The sequence below is a fragment of the Paenibacillus sp. DMB5 genome, from assembly GCF_001517085.1.
Lineage (GTDB): Bacteria > Bacillota > Bacilli > Paenibacillales > Paenibacillaceae > Paenibacillus_AQ.
Map to the genome: position 1 here is coordinate 49,314 of NZ_LRAC01000130.1, position 23,527 is coordinate 72,840.

24 protein-coding genes are annotated in these 23,527 nt (G+C 49.9%); 6 read left to right on the top strand and 18 right to left on the bottom strand.

Translation table 11 applies throughout. The features are described 5' to 3' along the window. Window positions 1-3: 3 nt before the first annotated feature. The 5 genes from AWJ19_RS19020 to AWJ19_RS19040 all read right to left on the bottom strand — a co-directional run bounded on the left by AWJ19_RS19020 (window position 4) and on the right by AWJ19_RS19040 (window position 5,687). A complete protein-coding gene (locus AWJ19_RS19020; RefSeq protein WP_068726110.1) occupies window positions 4-981 on the bottom strand; it encodes a MoxR family ATPase in 978 nt (325 codons plus the stop codon). A 94-nt stretch (window positions 982-1,075) separates the two neighbouring features. Beyond that, window positions 1,076-2,167, bottom strand: coding sequence for a GerAB/ArcD/ProY family transporter (locus tag AWJ19_RS19025; protein WP_068726114.1), 1,092 nt, complete (start codon window positions 2,165-2,167; stop codon window positions 1,076-1,078). Between the two features lie 22 nt (window positions 2,168-2,189). Continuing rightward, on the bottom strand, window positions 2,190-3,341 hold the full coding sequence (locus tag AWJ19_RS19030) for a Ger(x)C family spore germination protein (protein WP_068726116.1): 1,152 nt from the start codon (window positions 3,339-3,341) through the stop codon (window positions 2,190-2,192). Continuing rightward, window positions 3,338-4,786, bottom strand: a complete 1,449-nt coding sequence (locus AWJ19_RS19035; RefSeq protein ID WP_068726118.1) for a spore germination protein — start codon at window positions 4,784-4,786, stop codon at window positions 3,338-3,340. Before AWJ19_RS19035 ends, AWJ19_RS19030 begins: the two co-directional genes overlap by 4 nt. Window positions 4,787-4,823: 37 nt before the next feature. Then, window positions 4,824-5,687 (bottom strand): DUF421 domain-containing protein, encoded by an 864-nt coding sequence (locus AWJ19_RS19040; protein ID WP_068726119.1) that lies wholly within the window; start codon window positions 5,685-5,687, stop codon window positions 4,824-4,826. A gap of 203 nt (window positions 5,688-5,890) precedes the next feature. Here AWJ19_RS19040 and AWJ19_RS19045 point away from each other — a divergent pair, with 203 nt between their 5' ends. After that, a complete protein-coding gene (locus tag AWJ19_RS19045; protein ID WP_068726121.1) occupies window positions 5,891-6,097 on the top strand; it encodes a DUF1657 domain-containing protein in 207 nt (68 codons plus the stop codon). 86 nt (window positions 6,098-6,183) lie between these two features. Here AWJ19_RS19045 and AWJ19_RS19050 read toward each other — a convergent pair whose 3' ends face one another. Both AWJ19_RS19050 and AWJ19_RS19055 read right to left on the bottom strand, forming a co-directional pair. Beyond that, entirely contained in the window at window positions 6,184-7,257 is a 1,074-nt protein-coding gene (locus tag AWJ19_RS19050; RefSeq protein ID WP_068726123.1) for a Gfo/Idh/MocA family oxidoreductase, read from the bottom strand. A 12-nt stretch (window positions 7,258-7,269) separates the two neighbouring features. Further along, window positions 7,270-8,157 (bottom strand): sugar phosphate isomerase/epimerase, encoded by an 888-nt coding sequence (locus tag AWJ19_RS19055; protein ID WP_068726125.1) that lies wholly within the window; start codon window positions 8,155-8,157, stop codon window positions 7,270-7,272. Window positions 8,158-8,281: 124 nt separating this feature from the next. Between AWJ19_RS19055 and AWJ19_RS19060 the strand changes: the two genes are divergently transcribed. After that, a complete protein-coding gene (locus AWJ19_RS19060) occupies window positions 8,282-9,169 on the top strand; it encodes an AraC family transcriptional regulator (RefSeq protein ID WP_068726127.1) in 888 nt (295 codons plus the stop codon). A 74-nt stretch (window positions 9,170-9,243) separates the two neighbouring features. On the opposite strand, the gene AWJ19_RS19065 is transcribed toward AWJ19_RS19060, so the two are convergent. Next, window positions 9,244-10,026 (bottom strand): DUF3221 domain-containing protein, encoded by a 783-nt coding sequence (locus AWJ19_RS19065; protein ID WP_157890050.1) that lies wholly within the window; start codon window positions 10,024-10,026, stop codon window positions 9,244-9,246. Window positions 10,027-10,126: 100 nt separating this feature from the next. Then, window positions 10,127-11,287 carry a Gfo/Idh/MocA family oxidoreductase gene (locus tag AWJ19_RS19070; protein ID WP_068726131.1) on the bottom strand — a complete coding sequence of 387 codons (1,161 nt, stop codon included), beginning with the start codon at window positions 11,285-11,287 and terminating at the stop codon, window positions 10,127-10,129. A gap of 171 nt (window positions 11,288-11,458) precedes the next feature. Between AWJ19_RS19070 and AWJ19_RS19075 the strand changes: the two genes are divergently transcribed. Next, on the top strand, window positions 11,459-12,817 hold the full coding sequence (locus AWJ19_RS19075) for a WG repeat-containing protein (protein WP_068726133.1): 1,359 nt from the start codon (window positions 11,459-11,461) through the stop codon (window positions 12,815-12,817). A 29-nt stretch (window positions 12,818-12,846) separates the two neighbouring features. Here AWJ19_RS19075 and AWJ19_RS19080 read toward each other — a convergent pair whose 3' ends face one another. After that, complete coding sequence (locus AWJ19_RS19080; RefSeq protein ID WP_068726135.1) at window positions 12,847-13,725, bottom strand: LysR family transcriptional regulator; 879 nt, start codon at window positions 13,723-13,725, stop codon at window positions 12,847-12,849. Between the two features lie 126 nt (window positions 13,726-13,851). Here AWJ19_RS19080 and AWJ19_RS19085 point away from each other — a divergent pair, with 126 nt between their 5' ends. Beyond that, window positions 13,852-14,754, top strand: a complete 903-nt coding sequence (locus AWJ19_RS19085; RefSeq protein ID WP_068726137.1) for a DMT family transporter — start codon at window positions 13,852-13,854, stop codon at window positions 14,752-14,754. Between the two features lie 75 nt (window positions 14,755-14,829). On the opposite strand, the gene AWJ19_RS19090 is transcribed toward AWJ19_RS19085, so the two are convergent. After that, window positions 14,830-15,597 carry a stalk domain-containing protein gene (locus tag AWJ19_RS19090; RefSeq protein ID WP_068726139.1) on the bottom strand — a complete coding sequence of 256 codons (768 nt, stop codon included), beginning with the start codon at window positions 15,595-15,597 and terminating at the stop codon, window positions 14,830-14,832. A gap of 236 nt (window positions 15,598-15,833) precedes the next feature. Between AWJ19_RS19090 and AWJ19_RS19095 the strand changes: the two genes are divergently transcribed. Beyond that, a complete protein-coding gene (locus tag AWJ19_RS19095) occupies window positions 15,834-16,829 on the top strand; it encodes an ABC transporter substrate-binding protein (RefSeq protein ID WP_068726141.1) in 996 nt (331 codons plus the stop codon). Between the two features lie 25 nt (window positions 16,830-16,854). Here the strand turns inward: AWJ19_RS19095 and AWJ19_RS19100 are convergent, their stop codons facing one another. The 4 genes from AWJ19_RS19100 to AWJ19_RS19115 all read right to left on the bottom strand — a co-directional run bounded on the left by AWJ19_RS19100 (window position 16,855) and on the right by AWJ19_RS19115 (window position 20,803). Beyond that, window positions 16,855-17,625: a M15 family metallopeptidase gene (locus AWJ19_RS19100; RefSeq protein ID WP_082707994.1), complete on the bottom strand. Its 771-nt coding sequence runs from the start codon at window positions 17,623-17,625 to the stop codon at window positions 16,855-16,857. A gap of 20 nt (window positions 17,626-17,645) precedes the next feature. Beyond that, window positions 17,646-18,596, bottom strand: a complete 951-nt coding sequence (locus AWJ19_RS19105) for a hypothetical protein (RefSeq protein ID WP_068726143.1) — start codon at window positions 18,594-18,596, stop codon at window positions 17,646-17,648. A 122-nt stretch (window positions 18,597-18,718) separates the two neighbouring features. Continuing rightward, a complete protein-coding gene (locus AWJ19_RS19110; protein WP_068726199.1) occupies window positions 18,719-20,173 on the bottom strand; it encodes a DHA2 family efflux MFS transporter permease subunit in 1,455 nt (484 codons plus the stop codon). Window positions 20,174-20,233: 60 nt separating this feature from the next. Further along, window positions 20,234-20,803, bottom strand: coding sequence for a TetR/AcrR family transcriptional regulator (locus AWJ19_RS19115; RefSeq protein ID WP_068726145.1), 570 nt, complete (start codon window positions 20,801-20,803; stop codon window positions 20,234-20,236). A 206-nt stretch (window positions 20,804-21,009) separates the two neighbouring features. Here AWJ19_RS19115 and AWJ19_RS19120 point away from each other — a divergent pair, with 206 nt between their 5' ends. Continuing rightward, the gene (locus AWJ19_RS19120; RefSeq protein WP_068726147.1) at window positions 21,010-21,453 is read left to right on the top strand and encodes a DUF4395 domain-containing protein; all 444 of its coding nucleotides are present in this window, start codon (window positions 21,010-21,012) and stop codon (window positions 21,451-21,453) included. Window positions 21,454-21,479: 26 nt separating this feature from the next. Here the strand turns inward: AWJ19_RS19120 and AWJ19_RS19125 are convergent, their stop codons facing one another. Genes AWJ19_RS19125 through AWJ19_RS19135 form a run of 3 tightly spaced genes read right to left on the bottom strand, consistent with a single transcriptional unit; the run spans window position 21,480 to window position 23,428 of the window. Beyond that, on the bottom strand, window positions 21,480-21,818 hold the full coding sequence (locus tag AWJ19_RS19125) for a DUF6054 family protein (RefSeq protein WP_082707995.1): 339 nt from the start codon (window positions 21,816-21,818) through the stop codon (window positions 21,480-21,482). Window positions 21,819-21,867: 49 nt separating this feature from the next. Next, on the bottom strand, window positions 21,868-22,404 hold the full coding sequence (locus AWJ19_RS19130) for a hypothetical protein (protein ID WP_068726149.1): 537 nt from the start codon (window positions 22,402-22,404) through the stop codon (window positions 21,868-21,870). 25 nt (window positions 22,405-22,429) lie between these two features. Then, window positions 22,430-23,428: an ROK family protein gene (locus tag AWJ19_RS19135; protein WP_068726151.1), complete on the bottom strand. Its 999-nt coding sequence runs from the start codon at window positions 23,426-23,428 to the stop codon at window positions 22,430-22,432. Window positions 23,429-23,527 lie beyond the last annotated feature (99 nt).

The following is a 23,527-nucleotide window of genomic DNA, read 5'->3' on the forward strand; positions in this document are numbered from 1 at the left end:
GGGCTACGCTCCCCTTCCGCCTCTTGCCGCCGGGACCGGTTCAGCCGGAACCTCCACTTCGCGCAGGATTTGCTGCACCGTTTCAGCAGCCTGACCCTCCCGCGCGCCCGGGCCGCGCTGAAGTACCAGCCGGTGTGCAAGCACCGGCCCGGCCACTGCCTTAATATCATCAGGGATTACATAATCCCTGCCCTGGATCAAGGCATAGCCCTGGGATGCACGCAGCAGAGCGAAGCCTGCACGCGGGCTGGCACCGAGCTTGACGGCCGGCGCCTTGCGGGTTGCTTCCACAATCTGCATCAGGTAGGCCAGCAGATCGTCGCTGATGTTCACTGCTGCCGCCAGACGCTGTGCCTCCTGAATCTGCTTCGCATCCGCTACTGCAGCCGTGTCATCCAGCGGGTTGTCCAGGCGGAAACGCTGCAGAATCTTTACCCCTTCCTCAAAAGCCGGATATCCGGTCGTTATCCGCAGCAGGAACCGGTCCAGCTGGGCTTCCGGAAGCGGGAAGGTTCCCTGGCTGTCAACCGGGTTCTGTGTTGCAATTACCAGAAAGGGCGCTTCCAGCCCATGGGTCACACCGTCGATGGTAATCTGGCGCTCCTCCATGCATTCCAGCAGGCTGGACTGTGTCCGCGGGGTAGCACGGTTGATCTCGTCCGCCAGAAGAATGCTGGCAAATACCGGACCCGGACGGAATTCGAACTCACCGGTCTTCTGATTATAATAATTGATGCCGCTCAGATCGGAGGGCAATAAATCCGGGGTGAACTGGATCCGTTTGAACGGGCAGTCCAGGGAACGGGCCAGAGTTTTGGCCAGCAGGGTTTTCCCCGTACCGGGCACATCCTCCAGCAGCACGTGGCCGTTGGCCAGCAGCGCTGTGAGCAGCAGGTCAACTCCGGCCTCTTTTCCGACTATAACCTTTGAGAGATTGTTACGGATTGAGCCGATGAGCTCGCCAGCCTCTTGAATATTCATGAAGCATTCCACCATCCTATCGTCTATAAGGTATGTACTAAAGCTTAATCATACCAGAAAGCGCATCCAAATTATAATAAATAAGTCGCAGCATTCAGCCTGCAGGCTTATTTATCTTCGATTTCAGGAAGGCTGTCATAGCGTAGTAGACGGGAATACATTCAACAGCCAGCCAGATGGCCGCCACAACGTATGAGTTGAAATCCTCGTGGTATCTGGTGATGTTGCGGGAATAGAGATAGGCGATGAGGACCGAACACAGGGTAAGGCCCGGAACCATCAGCTTCTTCCCCTTCTGCTTGGTCAGATACAGGGCACATTTGCTGGCCGCATAAATTAGAAAGGAGCTGTGAATGAACATGGAAGCGGACCAGATACCGATCAGGATAGGGTCCAGATTTCCCAGAATATCGTCATGGGAAGAACTGCGCACCATATCGAGGTAAGGATACTGCAGATCTTTTCCCAGATGCGGCCCGAAATTAAGCATGGTGAGTGCCCACCCGGCCACCACAAGTACAGTCAGTACCAGTTCAGCAAGGAGAACCTTTTTCAGCATATTATTGTTAATTTTCAGCTCAGGCGCTACAAACAGGAACACCACCCATTCTGCAAACCATGAGGTTACAGCATATGCATCCCTTATTGTGATCCCTGGATCAAAGTAGTGGATAAACGCAGGCAGCATCTGAAAATTGGCATTCGGCAGAAAAAGATATAGAGAAAAGAATGTGGTGACAATAAGGAGCAGGAAAACACCGTCAGCCATATAAACGATCGTAGCCAATCCTTTGGCGGCCGTGTAAGCAATGACTATCCCCAGCACAAGCTGAATTAAGAGCGGAGGGGTTCCCCGCATATAATTCGATCCGAAGAACAGCACAAAATTTTCAATGTCCAGAGAAGCATAATAGACGGACCAGCATAACAATATGAACACCATCAATCGATGACCCCACTTCCCCATGTACTGGTCACCGAACTGGACCCAGCCTTGGCCCGCCTTCAGCTTACCTACCTTTATCATAAAAAATAGCAGGATTACCGACAGCGCGCTGCCGATCAGCACCGATATCCAGCCCTGATATCCTGAACCGGTAATGATAATGGGTATCAGAAAAATGGACGTTTGGGAGTTGAAATAGACCAGGCTGAAACGGAACATTTGCCAGTTTGTTGTACGCATAAGCCCTCCTTCTCCCGACCCTTTATTTGCTTGCCCCAAAATCAACAATGCTTATATCTGTCGTCACAATGATCTCTGCGCGGGTATAGTATTCATTCCAGCGTTCTTTTAGCTTCTTCCATTCCCTAGGGTGGTTCCACTCAAGCAGCATCCCAAGCTGTAGAACATCTGCTCCCGCTTCCTGAGTATGCTCTATTGCTTTCTTCACTTCTGAAGTAATCCGCTCCTCTAACTTGCGCCGGATCAGACTGCTGTGATCAATGGCCTCGTCCGTATTATTATCATCAAAAAGAGTGACACTGGCCTTTCCCTTCAATTTGATGTAGAAAACAGGCCCGTCTGCTGTAATCCGTACCTTTCTGGATACAGTATTATTATAGAAAAGAGCGCTCGCCTTTCCTTTGCTTTCCTGCTCGTTCCACATTACAGTGTACATAGGAAGTGTTACATGCCCGGACAGGTCTCCGGCGGCCCAGGAAAGCGCCCTGCTCTCATCGCTGTTTAAGGTTCCTGTCATTTTCATACCGCTGAAGAGCATCACCCCCTGCACCCCTGCCCACTTCACCGGCTCACCCTGATCTTTCTCCTCCTTCTCGCCAAACGACAGAAAGTTCATGGCATATCCCATATTGTTGGACTCCGCGAGCAGACAATCCCGTATGGTTGTAGCGTAAGTCAGGTTCAGCTCCGAAAAGTTTCTCAGCACCTGGGACGGCAGCTGCTCAAAGATTGCGGATAATCCGGCGATCTCCTTGGCCTTACCCGGAGCTGCCATGATGTAGGTACCTATCGGAATCTCCGGCTGCCGCTTACACCATTCAAGCAGTTCATGGATACCGTTTGCCGCATACTCTTTGCCGATGACAATCGCTTTGATATGTGAGATTTCCAGACGGCGGGAGAGATCCTTTTGAATCATGATTATGGCATCCGTAATTGAGTGCGCCGTTTTGGTTACTGTTGAATAGCTTTTTCCCTGGGCAGTTCCGGATTGTGTACCGGATACCAGACGGTTAGGCAGCGGCGAGCTGATGGATAGTTCAACCGTTCCGGGCTCCGCTCCGGCGTCTATATAGATTCCGAAAATAAACGTCAGCTGATCCAGCTCAATCTTGGAGCAGCCGGTCAGGTTGAGCAGCAGCAGCAGAGCCAGTCCCAGCTTGAGCAGCTTCATTTCGGTCTCTGCCTCCTGTCATTTGTACTGCCGGTAAAGGAGGTGCTCCGCTTGGTCATGAACGGGTTAGGAACACGCAGCAGAGTATCCTTCCAGTCCTCCAGAATCAGCGGCGCTAACGGCTGCAGGTACGGCGTTCCAAATGATTTTAGATGCGCCAGATGCCCGTAAATAATAAAGACAGCAACGATAACCCCCAGCAGTCCCATAGTGCCTCCAAACATCAGCAGCACGAACCGCAGCAGCCTGAAGGTTAGCCCCAGCTCCAGATGCGGAATAATGTACGACGCAATCCCGGTTATCGAGACGACAATGACCATCGGTGCAGACACGATACCCGCCTGCACCGCTGCCTGGCCGATGACAATACCGCCGATAATGGAAACGGTCTGTCCGACAGGCTTCGGAATCCGGGTGCCGGCTTCTCTGAGCGCTTCAAAGGTCAGCTCCATAATAAGGGCTTCCGTAAGCGCAGAGAAGGGAATGTTTTCGCGTGCAGCCGCAATGGTCAGCAGCAGGTCAGACGGAATAATCTGCGAATGAAACGTAGTGATCGCAACATATAAAGCCGGGAGCACCATGGAAATCAGCGAAAAGAAAAAGCGGATAAGCCTGATCCAGCTACCGGCGTAAAAGCTCTGATAGTAATCTTCCGACGACTGCAGCAGCGATAAAAGGGTCACCGGCGTCAGTATGGCGGAAGGCGTACCGTCCTGCATTATGCCGACACGGCCTTCCATCAGCGAAGCAGCCACGGAATCGGGACGCTCCGTATACTGGAAGACCGGAAAAGGCGAGAATTTGCCCTGCTTCACATGCTCGGCGATGGAGCTGATGCCAAGTACGCCGTCAATATTCAGATTAACCAGAACATCCTCAATCTCAGCAAGGATTTCCGGCTTGTAGAGGCCTTCAATATAGACTACATACACATCGGTCTTTGTGTATTTTCCGATAGAAAAGTGCTTGGTCTTCAGGTCAGCATGCTTGATCTTGTGGCGCAGCAGCGACAGATTGGTGGCCACATCCTCGATGAAGGCCTCCTGGGGCCCGATTACGACCAGCTCATTCTGCGACTCGGAGACCGCTCTTTTCTGATAATGGGTAATCTCGAAGTAGTACAGAAACGGCAACCCTTCTATGCAGAGCACCGCATTGCCGCTGACAGCCAGCTCCACCGCCCTGTCTATCTCATATACCTTGATATAGGGAATGGCAAAGGCTGATCCGTGATCCAGACGCTTTAGGAAGCCGGACCAGTCCGGCTCTGCATTGGCCTCGGACTTCAGCGGGGAAGCGACGAATTCCTGCAGGCTGAGGGTATCCACGATGGACGGGATATAGATCAGCATGCAGGAATGCCCGTGAATATTAATAGACTGGTATACAGCATCGCTGCAGCCTCGCAGCTGGTCCTGTATGGCATCCAGAACACTTTCCGCCATTTCTTCCCGCCTCCTCCGGATATATGGTGAATCTGACTTAGTTTGCCTGAATATAGGGCTTTAATTCCTGAAGCAGCTTCTGCAGTCTGACCGAACTCTCTCCGTACATCTGCTTCGCTTCCTCATTGCTGGTGGACAGGCTGAACAGCTCCAGATCCGCTTCGCATTTTTTGAGAAGGGCATAGAGCTGGGGCTTGTCCTGGGGCTGCGGCACCCGCACCTTATCGGCATACAGATCAACCGTAAGCTCCCCGTAGGAATCCACCTGCCCGAGAAAAACATTTTCCACAGTAAGACCCTGTTTTTCCAGCTCCCCCTTCAGCCAGCTGCGCGACAAGTTCAGCGTATCAAGGGGTTCATCCAGTATTTTGCCGTCCATGATGACAGCCTGCGACTCCTTTTCGGGTGCCACCTTAATCCCAAGATCCTTGGGCGTCAGCGGCTGATTTTCCTTTTTGAGCAGAACATTAATAGCACCGTCCGACTCCATAATGGCAAACTCAACATCGGCCACCGTAAAAACATCCTTTTTGCGCAGCTCTTCCAGCAGTTCATCTGTAGTCAGCTTTTCTTTACGCAGCTTATCCTCCATAATCTTGCCGTCCTTGATCAGTACGGTTGATTTGAAATCAATGAAATCTCGGGCTTTCTTGCTTTTAATCTGCAGATATTCAATTCCCAGAGAAAAAGCTACCCAGACAACTAGCGCAATCAGGCCCAGATGCCATGTTTTGTCTGTATCCAGCGAGATGTATGCTGCCAGACTCCCCACTGTAATTCCTGTAATATACTCAAAAAAAGAAAGCTGTGAAACCTGTCTTTTGCCAAGCAGCTTGGTCAAAAAGAACAAGACTACAACAGCAAATATGGTTCGTACAACAACCTCAAGCCATTCCGGCATGTTGATCCCCCCGTAAATTACAGTTATGTTCGTGCTTATGCCATATTCATTATTTGTCAAAAGAGGGGGGATTTACTCGCTGCTCTTCGAACTTCTGATATTTCTAATCAGAGCGTCTGCTTGAATTTTCCAGCATTACCCCCGGCTATACAGTCAATACTAGATGATAGCTGTTACTTATGAATGTGGAGGGATAACAAGTCATGACTGTTGCTTCGCAAGTAAAAACCTGCCTGTCTTCGCTAAAAAGCGCCCAGGCCAGCCTCGAGCAGTTCGCATTGGAAACCCAGAATGAGGAAGCCAAAACCCTGTTTACCAGTGCAGCTGAACAGACCCAGCAAATTGTTGTGCAGGTTGAAGGCCGGGTAGCCCAGCTGGAGAAGGAAGAGCCGCAGTACAGAGGTTTCTAACATTTTTCGGGGTGTAAAAAAGAGGCCGTTCCCTCCTGCAGCATCTGCAGAACGCGGGACAGCCTCTTTGTCATTATCATTTTCGGTTAAATTCCGGCTTCCTGCTGAAGCGCTTGACCGGAAGGGTTCAACAAGCTGGCGATTTCCAGCTTGCGGCCCGTCCTGGCGCTCTCCAGTGCACCGAAGACCATAGCCATACTGTAAATATTGTCACGGCAGTCTGTTTCAGCCGGGCGCTGCTCAATGAGCGACTGGAACATTTCGCGGAGGCAGCCGTGATGGAAGGTTTCTTCCATCGGTACCTGAGCTCCTTCGAGCCGCTCGTATTCACGCAGAAACTGTTCATTGGTTCCTTTGTCCCGGATCACCTCGGCATAAGGCATTCCCGTACCATCCCACAGGATTGCACCCCGCTCACCTTGAACCCGCCAAGAGGCCTCCCAGGAGGTAGGTGCACCTTCCGCACACCACGAGCCCTGATAGCAGAATACGGAGCCGTCCGACATCTCAAAGATACAGACAGCGGCGGCATTGCCGGCATACCAGGAGCCCGGAGGGTTGAATTCCTGGCAGTACACGGTAACCGGGTCTGCTCCGCTGATGAACCGTGCCTGGTCAAAGGTATGAATCGCCATATCCAGCAGCAGCGGGCTGTCCATGGCATCCCGGAAGCCGCCAAAATGCGGCGCCAGGAAAAAGCTTGCACCCACATAGCCAATCCTGCCAACCGTACCCGCTTCAATCAGCCGTCTAAGCGAGCGGATGCGCGGGTCATAGCGCCGGTTCTGCATAACCGCATGTGAGCGGCCGGTTCGTCCGGCAACTGCTACAATCTCGCTGCACTGCTCCAGCGATTCCGCCAGGGGCTTCTCACTGAACACGTTGCAGCCCAGCTCAAGCGCAGAAGAAGCAATGTGATAATGACTTGAGGGAAAGGTCACATCAAATACCAGATTCGCCCCAGTCTCCTTGATTGCCTGCTTAATATCCGTAAATGCAGCCGCGGCAAGGCCGTGCTTGCCGGCCATTGCTTCAGCTGCCTCCAGCCGGATATCGACCAGAGCTACAATTTCTGTATCCGGCCGCTTTAGGGCATAACTGATCCATTCATTAGACATTGCGCCGCAGCCGGCCACAGCCACCCGATATTGTACCGTCATGTTAAGCCTCCTTTAGACCGGATTGGGGACAAAGCTGCCTCCCCGGCAAGATTTCAGATAGTTCAGCGCATGAACCTGTCCGGTCATTTCCAGATGATCGCGGTAAACCGGGTCATGCCAGCCTTCAATGTCAATGGTGCCCTTGTATCCGGCCTGGCGAAGGATGCTGATCACATCGGTCCAGTTAGTATCCCCGAAGCCCGGAGTGCGGTGCCACACATAGTCCTTGGGTCCGTGGATGCCATATTCCTTCACGATGTCCCAGGCAATCGTTGCGTCTTTGCCGTGTACATGGAATATCTTATCCGTCCATTTGCGCAGCTGCGGAATGGGATCAATCAGCTGTACCATCTGATGGCAGGGCTCCCACTCCAGTCCGATATTGTCAGCCGGTACAGCATTGAACATCTTCTCCCAGGCAGTAGGGTTATGCGCTATGTTCCAGTCACCGGTCTTCCAGCTGCCGTCCATGGAGCAATTTTCAAAAGCGATTCTGACTCCTTTATCTGCAGCTCTTTTGGACAGCTCTCCGAATACTTCCGCAAATTTGGGCAGGGATTCATCAATGGACAGGCCGGTCAGCCGTCCGGTGAAACCGTTTACGATATCGGTCCCGAATAAATGGGCGTGATCAATCAGCCGTTCCCAGCTTGCCAGTGTATCTGCATTATCGCCGGTTCCGGTTAGCGGATTGCCGAACACCCCGATCGCTGAAATGACAAACTGGTGCTCCTCGGCCAGCTCCCGCACCCGCGCTGCCGTGTCTGCCAGATCCGTCTTGCCTGTAGTCTGCCAGAAGGTCAGGCTGTAGGATTCAAAGCCGTGGCGTGCAATCTGAGGAATCACTCTTACTGCGTCCCCTCCTCCGACCAGTGTACCGATTCTCAATGTATCTTCCATCTTGTTTACCACTCCAATATTGGTTTATAGTTAACTGAATAAACCAAGTATAAGGCTCATTATAAGCAAAATCTCTCCTTATCTTGTGCTAATATAGCTGAATCTTGTGGGAGTTGAACCCGGCATGTCCTATCCGAAAGAGCTCAAGGAATACCCCCAGCTTGAAGAGAAAACCTATCCCTTCCGCGTATTCTTCAACGGATGCAGGGATGCCCGGCCTGAGCAGAATATACTGTTCCTGCACTGGCATGAGCATTTTGAAATTATTGTTATGCAAAAGGGCAGCGCTATCTTTCATGTAGACAGCAAGCCTTATCATGCATCGGCGGGAGACGTCATTATTGTGCCTTCCGGCGGACTGCACGTCGGTTATAGTCTCTCTGGCGGAGATATTGAGTTTGTATCCATCGTGTTCCATGCCTCGCTGTTCAAGGACAGGAACCAGGACTCCCAGCATGAGCAGTTTGTGGCTCCTTACTTGAATAACCGTTACCAGTTCCCGGTAAAGCCGGCGGACAATCTTTCTGCCTGCTCTGCCTACTATACGCTGCTGGAATCGGTGATTCATGAAGTGCAGCATAAGGGTCCGGCTTTTCAACTGGTGGTAAAGAACCAGCTTCATTTGTTCTTTACCCTGCTGGCCCGCTCCTTTCCCCCGCAGCAGGTGGAGGGCAGGCAGCAGAGTGAACGCTATTCGGTCAACCGGGAGCGCTTCAAGCCGCTGCTGGAGTATCTGGACAGCCATTATGACGAGAAAATCAGCATCGATTTTGCAGCAAAGTTCGTAAATCTCAACCCCTATCATTTCTGCAAAACATTCAAAAAACTGACCGGCCGCACCTTCATTGACTACGTGAACCTGTGCAGGGTTAATGAGGCTGAACGCCTGCTGCTGGAGACAGATGATACCATTACTGAAATTGCCGGAAAAGTAGGCTGTGACAACCCCAATTACTTCACTAAGCTGTATAAGCAATACAAAGGAACAACTCCTTCTGCGATGAGAAAATAATGGACTTTTCCAGTGCAGAAAGAGCACCATTCAGCAGTTGTGAAGGGTGCTCTTTCTTATTTGCATATTTGCGGTTACTCCATTAGTTCAATTCTCCGGACGGTGGCCTGGGCAGGCAGCGAATCCAGAACGGTTCCCGTCCCCCAGATATGCACCTGCTGTCCCTTTTTCAATCCGGTGGACTCTATTTTCTGCCCGTCAGCATCATAAAGCTCCGAGCGGTCATTGAAGGAGAACCAGTAGGTCGGGTCCTCTTTTCCCGGTTCCAGGATCAGAATACTGCCTACAGTCCCTGACTTCACTTCAACAATGGTTCCGGTTACGCTTGGCTCACCCAGCTCCTGCACCTCAAAGCGCAGCATTCCGGGATCAATCAGCTTATTGAGAGTCTGTTCGGCAGCCTCCAGGTAATCGTCGGGTACGGTAATGCCAAGCTTGTTCTGTTTGACATCAATCCATGAACCGTAGAGATTAAGCTGATTATGCAAATCCTTGTCTGCCAGCAATTTCTGTGCTGCTTCAAGCTCACCGGCAGAATATTTCACATCGTGCAGAATATAGCTGCCGGAGGTGAATTTTTCGGCAAAACGCTGCTCAAGACCGCTGTCGAGCCCCACAATATTTATATGGACCAGATTGTCCTCCAGATATATATCCCCGTTGATTATGCTTTCCTCTGTCAGGAAGAGTTGTACCTTCTCGGGATCTGCCGCAATCTGTCCGGCGGATGGAGACACGGCCTTAGAAGAGCTTGCTGCAGGTGAAGCCTTACCGGTCACATCCCCTGGATCTGCGCAGCCTGCAAGCAGCAGGCTGATCAAACCAAAGCCGATTCCTGTTATTTTCAATCTGGACATATTCAGCCGCCTTTCCATGATTTCTACTTCTCTAAACGCGCTGTACCATGGAAAGGTTGCTGTTGGCCAATAAACGCTGAACTGTTCGGCAGTCTGCTACCTACATCTCAGATACCTGAACCCAGCGCCGTTCCTCGATGGAACGCTCTACTGCTTCCAGCACTGCCTGACATTTCACGCCGTCATTAAAATTCGGCTCCGGCTGACGGTCTTCGGCAATAGCCGAGGACAGCTCCAGCATTTCATGGATGAACGTATGCTCGAAGCCGATCGTATGGCCGGGCGGCCACCAGGCCTCCGCATAATCATGCGCCGGATCCGTAGCGAGCACACGACGGAAGCCCTGTACATCTTCGGCGTCGGAAGTAAGGTAAACCTCCAGCTCATTCATCCGCTCGAAGTCGAATTTCACGCTGCCCAGGCTGCCGTTGATTTCAAAAGCATTCGTCGAACGGTGCCCTGCAGCAAACCGCGTTGCTTCAAAGCTCCCGATAGCTCCGCCGGTGAAGCGGGCAAGGAACAGTGTCGCATCATCTACAGTGACAGGGCCTCTCGGCGCGTCCTTGCCGGCTCTCGCGCTGAGTCCGGTCATCTCTGAGGCCAACGGGCGCTCCTTGACGAACGTTTCGCTCATTCCAATTACCTCCTGAACATCGCCAACCAGGAAATGCGCCAGATCAATCAGATGGGCGCCCAGATCTCCGTGTGAACCGGAGCCGGCTACCTCCTTCTGCAGCCTCCAGACGAGCGGAAATTCCGGATCAAGAATCCAGTCCTGCAAAAACCAGGCGCGGAAATGATAGATTTGCCCGAGCCGTCCGCTCTCGATCAGCCTTTTCGCCAGCCTTACTGCAGGTGAGAAGCGGTAGTTGAAGCCAATCATATGTTTTACACCGGCAGCATCAGCTGCTTCCAGCATCTCACGTGAATCTGCCAGATTCAGCGCCAGCGGTTTTTCACAGAAAATATGCTTGCCCGCCTTAGCCGCTGCCAGAGCAATTTCCTTATGAGCGTTGCTTGGCGCATTGATATCAATAAGGTCGATATCCTCTCTCGCGACCAGCTCTTTCCAGTCTGTCACACTCTCGGACCAGCCCAGCTGGCCGGCTGCCGCGGACACTGCCTCTTCATTGCGTCCGCAAATGACTGCCATCTCAGGCTTCAGCGCCTGCGGAAAAAACATCGGCAGACTGCGGTATGCGTTACTGTGCGCCTTACCCATAAACTTGTAACCGATCATTCCAATGCGAAGCTGTTTCATCTAACTCCTCCTTGAATGAATTCGCTTTCATATGAAACTTTTAATATTGTACCATAACCAGTCTGTCACAATGAAATTTGTATTTTTTATGCAAATAATCAAGTATAATATAGTACGCATCCATAGAATTCCATTTTATCCCATATACAGTTTATAGAGGAGCTGCAGTCAATGCGAAATGTATTAAAAATAATGTTCTCATCATTGATCACAATGCTTTTTATTTCCACGGCCAGCCGTGAAGGTGTTTTTGCAAGCAATGACATAAAAGTGGTTTTGCATGGTGAAAGCCTGCACTCTGCACACTCTCCAATAATGAAAAACAATGCCGTTCTGGTTCCTTTTACCGATATTTTTGCTACATTAGGCTTCAAAGTTAGCTATGATCCGGCGGCAAAATCCATAACCGGGGTAAATACAAATACGGATACTGTAGTCAATCTGACAGTCAATCAAAAGACAGCCCGGATCAATAACATGCCTTATAGCCTTCCATCAGCACCGGAAATAATAAATGGAGTTACCTATGTTCCTCTCCGTTTTATAGGTGAAGCGGGGAATCATCAAGTGAGATGGTACAGCGGTCCCAAAATTGTTGCTTTATACGCCAATGAGAATCTGTTTCCGGTGTCAATCGGGGGAAAATTCGGTTACATCAACAGCCAGGGGAAAGTGATCATTGATTATCAGACCAGGTTTACAGATGCCTATCATTTTAATGAAGGGCTGGCCATTGTATATTCCGGAGGGAAGTTCACAGGTTTCATAAATCAAAAAGGAAAAATTGTTATTCCAAAAGATAATTACTATGATGCAAAGGCCTTCTCAGAGGGACTGGCGGCATACCGGACGCTCAGTACTGTATCAAAATACGGCTATATGGATTTAACCGGGACCAGCATTATACCGCCGCAATTTAACAAGGCTAATCCATTTTCCGAAGGTCTCGCAGCCGTGCAGATAGGGACAAAATACGGGTACATTAATGCTGATGGTAAAGTCGTAATTAAGGCCTTATACGATAGTGCCGCCGACTTTTCAGAAGGGCTGGCCCTCGTATCATTTCAGGGAAAATATCTTTATCTCGATAAAAAAGGAACTGTTGTTGTTAATACAAATTATTCACAGGCAAGTCCCTTCCATTCTGGTCTGGCAGCAGTACAAAAGGGATCTAAATTTGGATTTATTGATAAAAGCGGCCAGTTAACTATACCAGCAGTGTACGATGCTGTTCATTCCTTTGCAGAAGGATTAGCCGCAGTTAAAGTAGACGGAAAAGCAGGTTACATTGATCCCACAGGCAAACAGGTAATACCTTTTACATTTGAAGCAGCCAGCGATTTTCATGACGGGCTGGCCGCAGCTGAATCGCTGGAGAAAACGGGTTTTATTAACAAGGCAGGTGAATGGGTTATAGCGCCGACTCTTTCATGGGCCGAACCATTCCATAACGGATTATCCTATGCTTATAGCGACGATAGCGAAGTATATATCAACCAGCTTGGAAAGATTGTCTGGAGACAGCATTAACCGTTCTATTCATCCAAGTCCTGATGACATCACCCCGGCTCTTGCCTCAGCCAATCCTGCGCATGCTTAAGAAATCTGCGTGTGGCAGGCGAAGCATATTTTAGTGAATGAACAGCTATTCCCAGCGATCGAAAGCTGCGCTCCTCCAGCTCCAGCATGGCTACATTATGGTTCTGGCGGGTGATGATCATTTCCGGCAGAATGCTGATGCCCAGCCCGTTCTCCACCATGGCAATAATCGCCGAATCGTCGCCAACGGTAAATTTAATATTGGGCTTAATTCCCGCCTTGTCCAGCACCCGTCTCGCATCATAGTCTGAGCCCGGCTTCTGGATGATAAAGTCCTCATGAGCGATCTGCGCAAGCGGCATATAGGGAGCATTCGACAGCGGGTGCTCCCTGGAGAGAACGGCGAGCATGCGGTCCTGCTTCAGCGGAAACACCTCGAATTTGTCACGCGTCGGCAAAGAGATGAATCCGCAGTCAATCATTCCTGACTCGATCCATTGTTCAATTTCGTAGTACCCTCCTTCCATCAGCTTGAACTCAATATACGGATATTCCTTGCGGAATTCCTTAATCATACCCGGCAGCCAATATACAGACACGCTGGTGAAGGTGCCGATCGTAATCGTCCCGGTCTCAAGGCCGTGAATATCGGCAACCTGCTGCTTAAGCTGCTCATTCCACTTGAGGATTTCCCGCATCGCCGGAACCACCTGCTCCCCACCCCCCGTCAGCTTTACACCGGAACGGCTTCTAAGCAGCAATGGGAAACCAAACTCATTTTCCAGGCTGCTGATGGTGTGGCTGATTCCCGACTGCGTAAAACCCAGCACTTCAGCCGCTCTTGTTAAACTCCCCAGCTCCACTACGCTCAAGAACACCTCATATTTGCTAAGACTCATAAAATCAGCTCCTGTACTATCTATGAATTTTTCTCATGCATACCATGATAAACATTCAGTTAACTTATGTATTTGGCAGTATTATACTATACTCACACGATAAGAAAAAGGATGCTGATGATACGAATGAAGCCGCTTAAGGCCGAGCTGCTGCTCATAATGGTAACGCTGTTCTGGGGTTCCTCCTACATTTTTATGAAAATGGGCCTTGATTCTATGGGAGAGTTTAATCTGATCGCTCTGCGTTTCGGTCTCGCCTTTATACTGGCGGCAATTCTGTTTCATAAACGGCTGCGAAGCATCAATATGCAGACGTTAAAATACGGGGCATTATTAGGGTTTCTGCTGCTCGGCGTGTTTACCTGCATCACCTTCGGCCTCCAGACAACCACAACCTCCAATGCCGGTTTCCTGGTTGCGCTGACCGTAGTGTTTGTGCCGCTGTTAGAAGTCCTTGTCTTCCGCAAAAAAGTCGCCCCGCCGCAGATTTTCGGCGCTGTTCTTGCAATCGCAGGCATCGGGCTGCTCACGCTGAACGGCTCACTGCATATCCGGCCCGGCGATTTCCTCTGCATTCTGGCCGCCCTGTTCTATGCCGTGCAGATTCTGGTCACGTCCAAAGCCGTCAAGCGCTGTGACTCCCTGAATATCGGTATCCTCCAGTTAGGGTTCGCAGGCGGCTATGCGCTTGTATTATCCACTATATTTGAAACGCCTGCTCTGCCGTCCTCCATGCCCGGCTGGATTGCTATTCTGGCTCTGGGTATTCTCTGCAGCGCCTGCGGGTTCATCCTGCAGCCTGTTGCCCAGCAGTACACGACTCCGACACGCACCGGATTGATCTTCTCACTGGAGCCGGTATTCGCCGCTTTCTTCGGTTACTGGTTCGCCGGGGAGCAGCTATCGATGCAGGGCTATGCCGGAGCTGCCCTGGTAATGCTTGGTATAGTCGCTTCCGAGCTGCTAGGCAAAATGCCTGCAGCACCTCATCCGCTGCGCAGCTTCAGGAAGCGCAGGGCAGATTTATAGAATGTTACACGAACAGCCCCGGTACGAAGCCTCCGGGGCTGTTTTTAATATCCAATTCGATCAGGGAATCTGCACTTACTGCTGACCTGCTACTGCCTTCTCAGCCGTCGCCTGCGCAAGCTTCAGACCGGTCAATTTACCGGTACTGTCTACAATCAGCGTCAATACAGCCTCTGACGCAGAAAAGGTCAATGTGCTCTTAATAATGAATGTACCCTCTTTCCACTCACTGACAGCAGATTTAACCCCGAGATAGTTCCCCGCAACGCCAGCAACCTGCTCCCAGTTCTGCCGGATCACCGGCAGGGCAAGAGCCTGACTGCTGCCTCCGATATACCTTTTTTGCAGCTCCTCATACTGTCCTGTTGCAAGCAAAGTAGTTACTGCTCCAGCTGTAACTTCAGGTGAATAAATCTCTGTCCGATTATCTGCCGGATTGTATCCTGCTATCAGTCCGATTGAGGTCAGAAAAGACAGCGGCACATACAACCGTCCCTGTCTGGTTTCAATAGAGCCTTCATAACTTACCTTTTGCTTGTCGGCCAGTAAGATATCCCGGCTGCTTAGCTTAAATTCAATCACTTCGTTTACCCGGCTTAATTTTACCGTTCCTGTACTTCCTTCATAAATGATTTTGTACTTCAGCGCCTCAGCGACTTCCCGCAAGGGAACCAATACATTAGCACCGTTCCTGTAAGTAGACGAATCTGTCAGCTGCAGGGCTTGTCCGTTAACAACAACACTCAGGCTTGCGGCTGCTTTTGCCTCATTTGCCGTCCATATCCCTGTTCCTGCTGCCAATAACAGAATACTAAGGATAACGGCTGCGACTCTGCTCTTCATCCCGTTCACACCTCTCCTGTATTAGAATTATTATGCACGCTGCCTGCAGGGAATAGTCTTATAGTTAACAATAACCGATTCCCCGGCAGTAGTAACCTGATTCGTGTAAAACAAGCTCAGGTAGAGTATTAAAATTGTATTCTTTAAGGACGAGTGTATTGTGCATAAGAGATAGATATGATAAATTCTTCCTAAGTGATAATGATTATCATTATTAAAAAAGAAAGGGGTTCATCATGTCTACTTTGAAAAGATACAGTTCATTGCTGTGCACCGCGATCCTCATAGTATTGCTTCTGGCCGCCTGCGGCAGCAACACCAATAACAGCCTGGAGGCTGCTAATGCATCAGCTACAGCAAATCCGGCACAAACCGCTGAACCTGCACAGACTGCCGGCACCGGCGAAACCCGGAGCTTTACAGATGCCAAGGACCGCCAAATTGAAATTCCAGCCGAGCCGCAGCGGATTGTCTATATCGGCAGTGATCCCGGCGATCTGCTTGCCTTGGATGTGAAACCGGCCGGAGCCAGTCTCAGCGTTATCGGGACACAGGTCGCCTATCCGGATCTGCTCGAAGGGATCGAGGATGTCGGTTATCCCCCGTCACTTGAGAAGATAGTGGCTTTGAATCCTGACCTGATCCTTTTTAATGACTGGGATGAATCGGCTATAGAATCGGTTTCTGCTATTGCTCCGACGGTCGTTATCGGTGAAGGCGGCACTTATGAACGGCTGCGGCAGATTGCGGATGCACTGGGCAGACAGGAGCTGGCTGAGCAGAAAATAACGGAATATGAAACTAAGGCAGCGGCGGTCAAGGATCAGCTGAAGCTCGATCTCGGCTCCGGAGACACGGCTACAATCTATCTGCAGCTCGGCAAGACGCTCTATGTTATGGGTCATCAGGGAATTTCAGTGTCGCTGTATGACATGCTGGGGTTCAAGCCGTCCCTTAAAGTTCAGGGGTTGATTGACAAAGACGAACGGTTTGCGGAAATATCGGCTGAGGTTCTGGCTGAATATGCCGGAGACGAGGTGTTTGTACTTGGTGATGAGACGGCGGAAACTTCCGCCGCCCTAAAGGAATTAATGGATGGTCCGATCTGGAAGACCATTCCGGCGGTGAAGAAAGGACATGTGTACGTTACAGACAGCAAATGGAACTTTGATGATCTGATAACCCGGACACGCCTGCTTGAGGAGCTGCCCGTGTTGATGGCTAAGCAATAATCCTGCCGGGATATAATGAGTTCTATTACTCCACATTAAAATCAAAATAGGTTGCCGGATAAGGCTCATTAATCAGTGTAAAATGCCACCATTCCTTGGCATAAGGCTTAAATCCCTGCCTGACCATAGCATCCTTCAGGATTTTACGGTTCTGATGCTGGGCGGTATTGACCAATGAGGTATTATAATAAGAAATATCTCCGAAAAAATCATACGGGCTGCCCATATCCACCAGGGTGCCCGTTTTTTGGTAGGCCAGCGTCAGATCGATGGTACTGCCCCTCGAATGCCCCGATTTCCTGGAAATGAACCCCAGCTTGAACAGATTACGCTTATCGAGCTCAGGATAATACAGGGCCTTATTCTTAATATCTGAAGGATCAAGGGACCAGGCAACAAAGCGGTTGACCGCCTTTTGCGGACGGTAGGCATCATAGATTCTTAGAATGTAACCTTTCGCGGAAAGAGCATCACTCACCTTTTTCAGAGCATTTGCCGCTTTGGAGGTAGTAATAGCTAGTGGTGCCTTATATCCGCTGACCGGTGAGCCGGTAAAATTATATTTGCCGTAATAGCGGATTTGATATTGCGCTTCCGGAATAACCTCATCAAGATACACAAATCCGGATGGCAGCTTGTCCTTCTTGACGACATTGTTGATTGCCGGTTTCCACGCTGTATCCTGTCCGGTAGCGGCCTGTGCCGATGCCTGATTCGTAGTCCCGACTGACAGCAAGGCTGCAAAGACAATCGGACTTAACAATCCAAGCTTCTTCCTGTAGCAAGTCTGCTTCATGCCTCATGCTGCCCCTTCCTTTATTCCATTTCTAAATAACGGTCAATATATGATTGTACTCCCTCTGTTAACTGGTCACCGTTGTTATCAAGCAGCTTTAGGAGCTGCTCAATCATTTGGAGGAGACTGCTGCTTCCTGTACCATTGGCTACAGCATCTTCATATGCTTGTCTAAGCTCAGAATCCAGAACGGCCTGACCGCCATACTCGGTATTGTCATAGGCCGGCGTATTGCTGGAACCATATAACAATCTGGCTTTTGCGCCCCATAATTTGAGCTTAACAGCTTCACGCCTGTTGGATACTTGATAACTATCCATAAACTTCTCCATTTCCAGTGCTCTGCTTAGCAGTTCCTTCCAGCTTATCGCAAGCGCTGCATCAGTAATAGTGCCTTTGTTGGATTCGGTAGCCATGATGTCGATATAAGCTGCAATGTCATTGCTAACATAAGGTTTGAACAGCTTGAAGCCCTCATAATGTATTACCGGGTAATAAACTCCTTCACTGGTTCTGATTGCAAATCCCTCATCCCCGTATGTTACCAGTTGAGTGTAAAGCTTTTTGTTGGTTATATTTTTTAATAATGCTGTATAGGTCAGTCCGCCTTTAAGGTATGCAGCGTCCATTGCCTGACGGAATTCCTCCGTATACAGCCGCTCCCTGCTTCTATCCAGTTCCGCCTTTAGAGCATTCTCCAGCTGCAGGACCATCACCGTAGCGTGCCAGCGTCCGGCTTCATCAATATGGTTAATTAGGTATTTGCGGGCTTGCCCAAGAGTTGAAGGCTTCCGGATCAGGCTTTGAAAGTGATTGTAAACATTAGTTTGCTTCTCTGCTTGCAGGGCATAGGCCTGTTGCGGCACTTCTATGGCTAATCCCGTACCTGAAACAAGCATGATGGAGCAGCCAAGAACTATAAACCGTTTCGTCTGCTTAATCGTTCTTTTACTAACATTCATAAATCTCATTTTCATCCTCCCGGCTGATTAGTATACGATTTCATTATAAAGTTGGGCATTAAAAAAAGACATATCCATTTACGGATACGTCTTTAAAACTTGATTATTTTGGGTTATTTGCAAAAAGACTATTAGTGCATCGGTGCCTGAGTCTTATGCTGTACAACGACACGTTTAATGAAGAATGCTACGATCAGGCCGATAACGGCCATTACCATTCCGAATACAAAAGCATTTTGCACCCCATGGGTGAAAGCAGCCAGCGCATTCAGCGGATTCGTAGTGTCTGTTACTGTCTCCATGTAGCTCTTTGTACCGGAAGTCATGATGCTGACAGCGAGCGCAGTACCGATAGCACCGGCTACCTGCTGCAGCGTGTTCATGATTGCCGTGCCGTCAGGATAATACTGCAGCGGCAACTGATTGATTCCGTTGGTCTGCGCAGGCATCATAATCATCGAAATACCGATCATCAGCGCGCTGTGCAGCACGATTACGAAAATCACAGTGGATGTAGCTGTAATGCTGGAGAAGAACCACAGTGTTACTGCAACAACGACCAGCCCCGGAATGACAAGCCATTTCGGACCGTATTTATCGAACAGGCGGCCCATAATCGGAGACATCAGACCGTTAATGATTCCACCCGGCAAAAGCAAAAGACCTGCCTTGAAGGCCGAGTAGCCCTGGCCCTGCTGAAGATACATCGGAAGAATCAGCATGGAGGACAGAATAATCATCATGCAGATAAAGATCATTAGTACAGCTACGGTAAACATCGGGAATTTAAAAGCACGCAGGTTGATCATCGGCTGTTTCATCGTCATCTGGCGGATAACGAACAGTACAAGCGCAATCACACCTACAGCAATTGCCGCAATAACCTTGGTACTGCCCCAGCCGCCTTCTTCACCGGCGCTGCTGAATCCGAATACGATACCGCCAAATCCGGCAGAGGACAGGATAATCGACAGTACATCAATCTTCGGCTTGGTAACTTCGGATACATTTTGCATGAAGAAAATACCGCAGATCAGGGAAATGACCAGGAACGGCAGGGACAGCCAGAAAATCCAGTGCCAGGTCAGGTTGGAGATCAGCAGACCGGCAATAGTCGGTCCGATCGCAGGCGCAACCATAATTACAAGACCGATAAGTCCCATCGCTCCGCCTCTTTTTTCAGGCGGAATAATAACCAGTATGGTGTTGAACATCAGCGGCAGCAGCAGAGCTGTACCCATTGCCTGCACCACGCGTGCAAGCAGCAGAACCTCAAAGGTCGGTGCCATTGCGGCAATAAAGGTTCCTGCGATCGAGAAGCATAGCGCGGCTACAAACAGCTGTCTGGTTGTGAACCATTGGAGCAGCAGGCCCGAAATCGGAACGAGAATTCCCAGGGTCAGCAGGTAAGCGGTAGTCAGCCATTGTGCAGTCGACGGGGTAATTTGCAGTATAGTCATTAAATCCGATAGTGCAACATTCAACGCTGTTTCACTGAACATCCCGATAAAGCCGGCGAGCAGCAGAGAAACGAGAATCGGAATGGTTTTAAATTTCTTAACCTCAGGTTGTTGCTTGCCATGCATTGTTGCTTCCACTCTTGTATCCTCCTGATTTAAATAATTTTCTCTCTGTCTTTCTTTCTCTTAACCCAGTATGGCCGGTATAACCTGTACCGCCGCAAGCAGCGGTTGTGTACTCTTGTATGTTAGTGCCTGAAGCAGCGCACCTTCATACAGTGAAACGACAACAGAAGCCTTATCCGAGGCGATCTGCTCATCAATGCCTTCTTCCAGCAGACGATGCATGATAACATCCCGCCAGTCCTTGAAGACAGATTGGCAGGCTGAGCGCAGCTCGTCACTGACACAGGAGGTTTCAACGGCGACCCAGAAGCTGAATGGAACAAAGCCTTCGAATGAGGTTTCCTCAGCCTTCCTGGCTACTTCCAGTATAAAATCCTGTATCATGGCGGTTGTGCTCGACTGTTTCTCAGCATAATGCCGGAGCAGCTCTGCAACAAATTCACTTGTCCGGCTGATACACGTTAATGCCAGCTCCTCTTTGCCGCGGGGAAAGTAATAATATAGCGATCCCTTCGGTGAGTCACTGTCCTTAATAATCTGATTCAGTCCGGTCGCGTGATAGCCCTGTGTAAAAAACAATCTTGAAGCGGTGTCCACAATCGCCTCACGCGTATTGTGCTTGTTCGACAAGCTCAACACTTCCTTTACCTTTTATAACAATCGGTCTATATAATAAAACCATAAATTTAAACAATCTGTCAACCGCAAAAACCTTCAAAATTTAAATTTAACCTTACGTTTACATACTTTGCAGAGGTCATAACAGGAATTACATTGCCAGCTGAAGATGGATCAAGTATAATTTTATTATTCCTATAAGAAAGGTGTGTATTAGCATGACAGGATCAGCTAAGCCTAATGGAATTCCTCGGCCTTCAGTCAAAACCAATCAGGCTTTTATCATTCTTTCTGTCGTAATGACATGCCTAACAGGTGCTCACTGGATTCTCGCATTGCCGCTGGCCGCCGGCCTGTCCGGTCTGTTGTTCGGCTATAACCCGGTCATTAAACTGGCAGGATATTTTCTCCGCAAAGAACGCACCTCTTATCTTCAAGAGGACTGGGATCAGCAGCAGTTCAACCAGAGCATCGCGGTTTTCTGCCTGGCTGGCGGATTGATCAGTTACCTGGCTGGCTGGACGCTTGCAGCTTCTATTTTCACTGCCATGGTCGCAATTGCTGCAACAGTCGCCCTTCTTGGCTTTTGTATCGGCTGCTTCATCCATTATCAATGGAAAATGTATTCGTACAAACGTAAACAGGCAGCATCGCACAAATGAATCCGTGCACATGCTGCCTGTCTTTTTTATTCAACCGTATAATCTGCCAGAATCTTCGCCACAGATGAAGCGAAGCTTTTACCTGCGCCAAAGTCCATCTTGAAAATCATACTATTGGAGCTCCCCGCTGAAACAAGCCGGATATTGCATACTCCCTGCAGATTATCCGCAATAATCACCATGGCCGCCTGATTGCCGGAGCGGAGAAAGTAACGTTCGTATACAAGCGTTCCGATCATCCGTCCACCACCAAGGTCGTTCAGCTCTTCGTGCAGCAGCTCGGCGCCTGGACCCATTCCATCCTTAATCAGCGCCATTGCCACATCCGGATTTACTTTCACATTCAAGGTATACTTTTCAGCCAATTCTGATCACTCTCCCCAAAGTAATCTGTTTATGGATGGTCTTAGCAGGCTACTCTTCCCGGACGGCGCCGGCCACATCCCAGCGGTGGCTGAACTTCACAAGACGCGGGTGAAGCTGCTGCGGCTCAGCCGACAGAATTAGGCGCAGCTTGACAATCCACTCCTCAAAAGAAGAATACGAAGCAAACAGATTCGCTGTTTCAGGTGTCAGGTACAAAAAGTACGGCGGCGGATATACATCGCTGATATGGCGCAGCGCCGTATCAAGCGGGGTATATTTCTTCCGTTTGCCTTCGAGGGTCTCGATGGTGATAAAGGATCTGCCCTGGTCTCTTTTCCACTCATGCAGCCGGTCTTCACGTTTATAATAGGATCGGACCGGTTCTTTGCTCATCCGTCTCACCGTTTCCTCATGCAGCGGGTACAGAACCAGCTTGGTGAACTTGCGTTCTGCCGCTGTATTGGCTGCTGCTTCAAGCTCATAATCGGTAATATGCTCAAACGAATCGTAGAAAATCAAAGTTCCTTTACGTTCCTTGGCCGGCGGCTCATAGCCGTAAGGCACATGCTGAATGTCCCGTTTCATGGTTACCCTCCTGCATATTCGTTACCTACAGCATACCATGCCGGGCGGCTGAATCAAAAACAGGCATCCGCTGTTGCGCATACGCCGCAGCACCCAAAGTACCCGCCCGGCTGCCCAGCTCAGCCTGAACAATGTCGCAGCTCCCGCCGGACAGTTTTAGGGCATGAGCATTCACGGTTTCCCTAACCGTGGTAAGCAGCCGGTCACCCGCCGCCGACATTCCACCCCCGATAATTATCCGCTGCGGGTTAAGCAGATTGATAACGTTAGACAGCCCAAAGCCCAGCAGCTCTCCCGTCTCGTGCATAACCTCCACTGCCAGCGGATCATGAAGGTCATAAGCTTCCGATATCATTTTAGCCGTAATAGCCGCTTCGTCACCGCCTGTCCATTCCTGAAGGATACTCCCTCTTCCGGCCTCCAGCTTTTCCTTGAGTGTATTCACCATGCCCACAGCGGAGACGTAACGGCCCAGACAGCCGGAGCTGCCGCAGCGGCACGGCCGCCCTTGCCTGTACATATTCATATGCCCGATTTCACCGGCGCTAAAGGTGGTTCCGTACAGGACTTTGCCGTCATGCACAATACCGGAGCCAAGCCCTGTTCCGAGTGTAAGAAGCACCAGATTACTGCAGCCCCGTCCGGCTCCATGCAGCCATTCCCCGTACAAATTGACCCGTACATCATTGTCGATAAAGACCGGTAAGCTGTAGTGCTGCTTCATTTCGTTTATTATATGTACCTGCTCCCAGCCCGGAAAGTTCGGGGAGAAGACTGACAGACCTTCATACGGGTCCAGCAGTCCCGGTATTCCCATGCCCATACAGGCAATCTCCTGGAGTGGAATGCCTTTCTCGATTATCAACATATTCACCGCCAGCCTAATCCTTTCAAGCACATGTGCCGGCCCTTGCGCCGCTTCTGTGAGTATAGATAATTCCTTGACTGGTGCAAATTCAGTATCATACAACCCAGCCTTGATATTTGTTCCGCCCAAATCAACACCTATGATATAACTGTTCATCTTAGCTCAGCCCGTCCTTTTTTACGATTAATGATTAATGTCATAATTATGTATTACAACCTTTATTATGGGCTTTAACTTTTTGTCCGGTTAGTATTT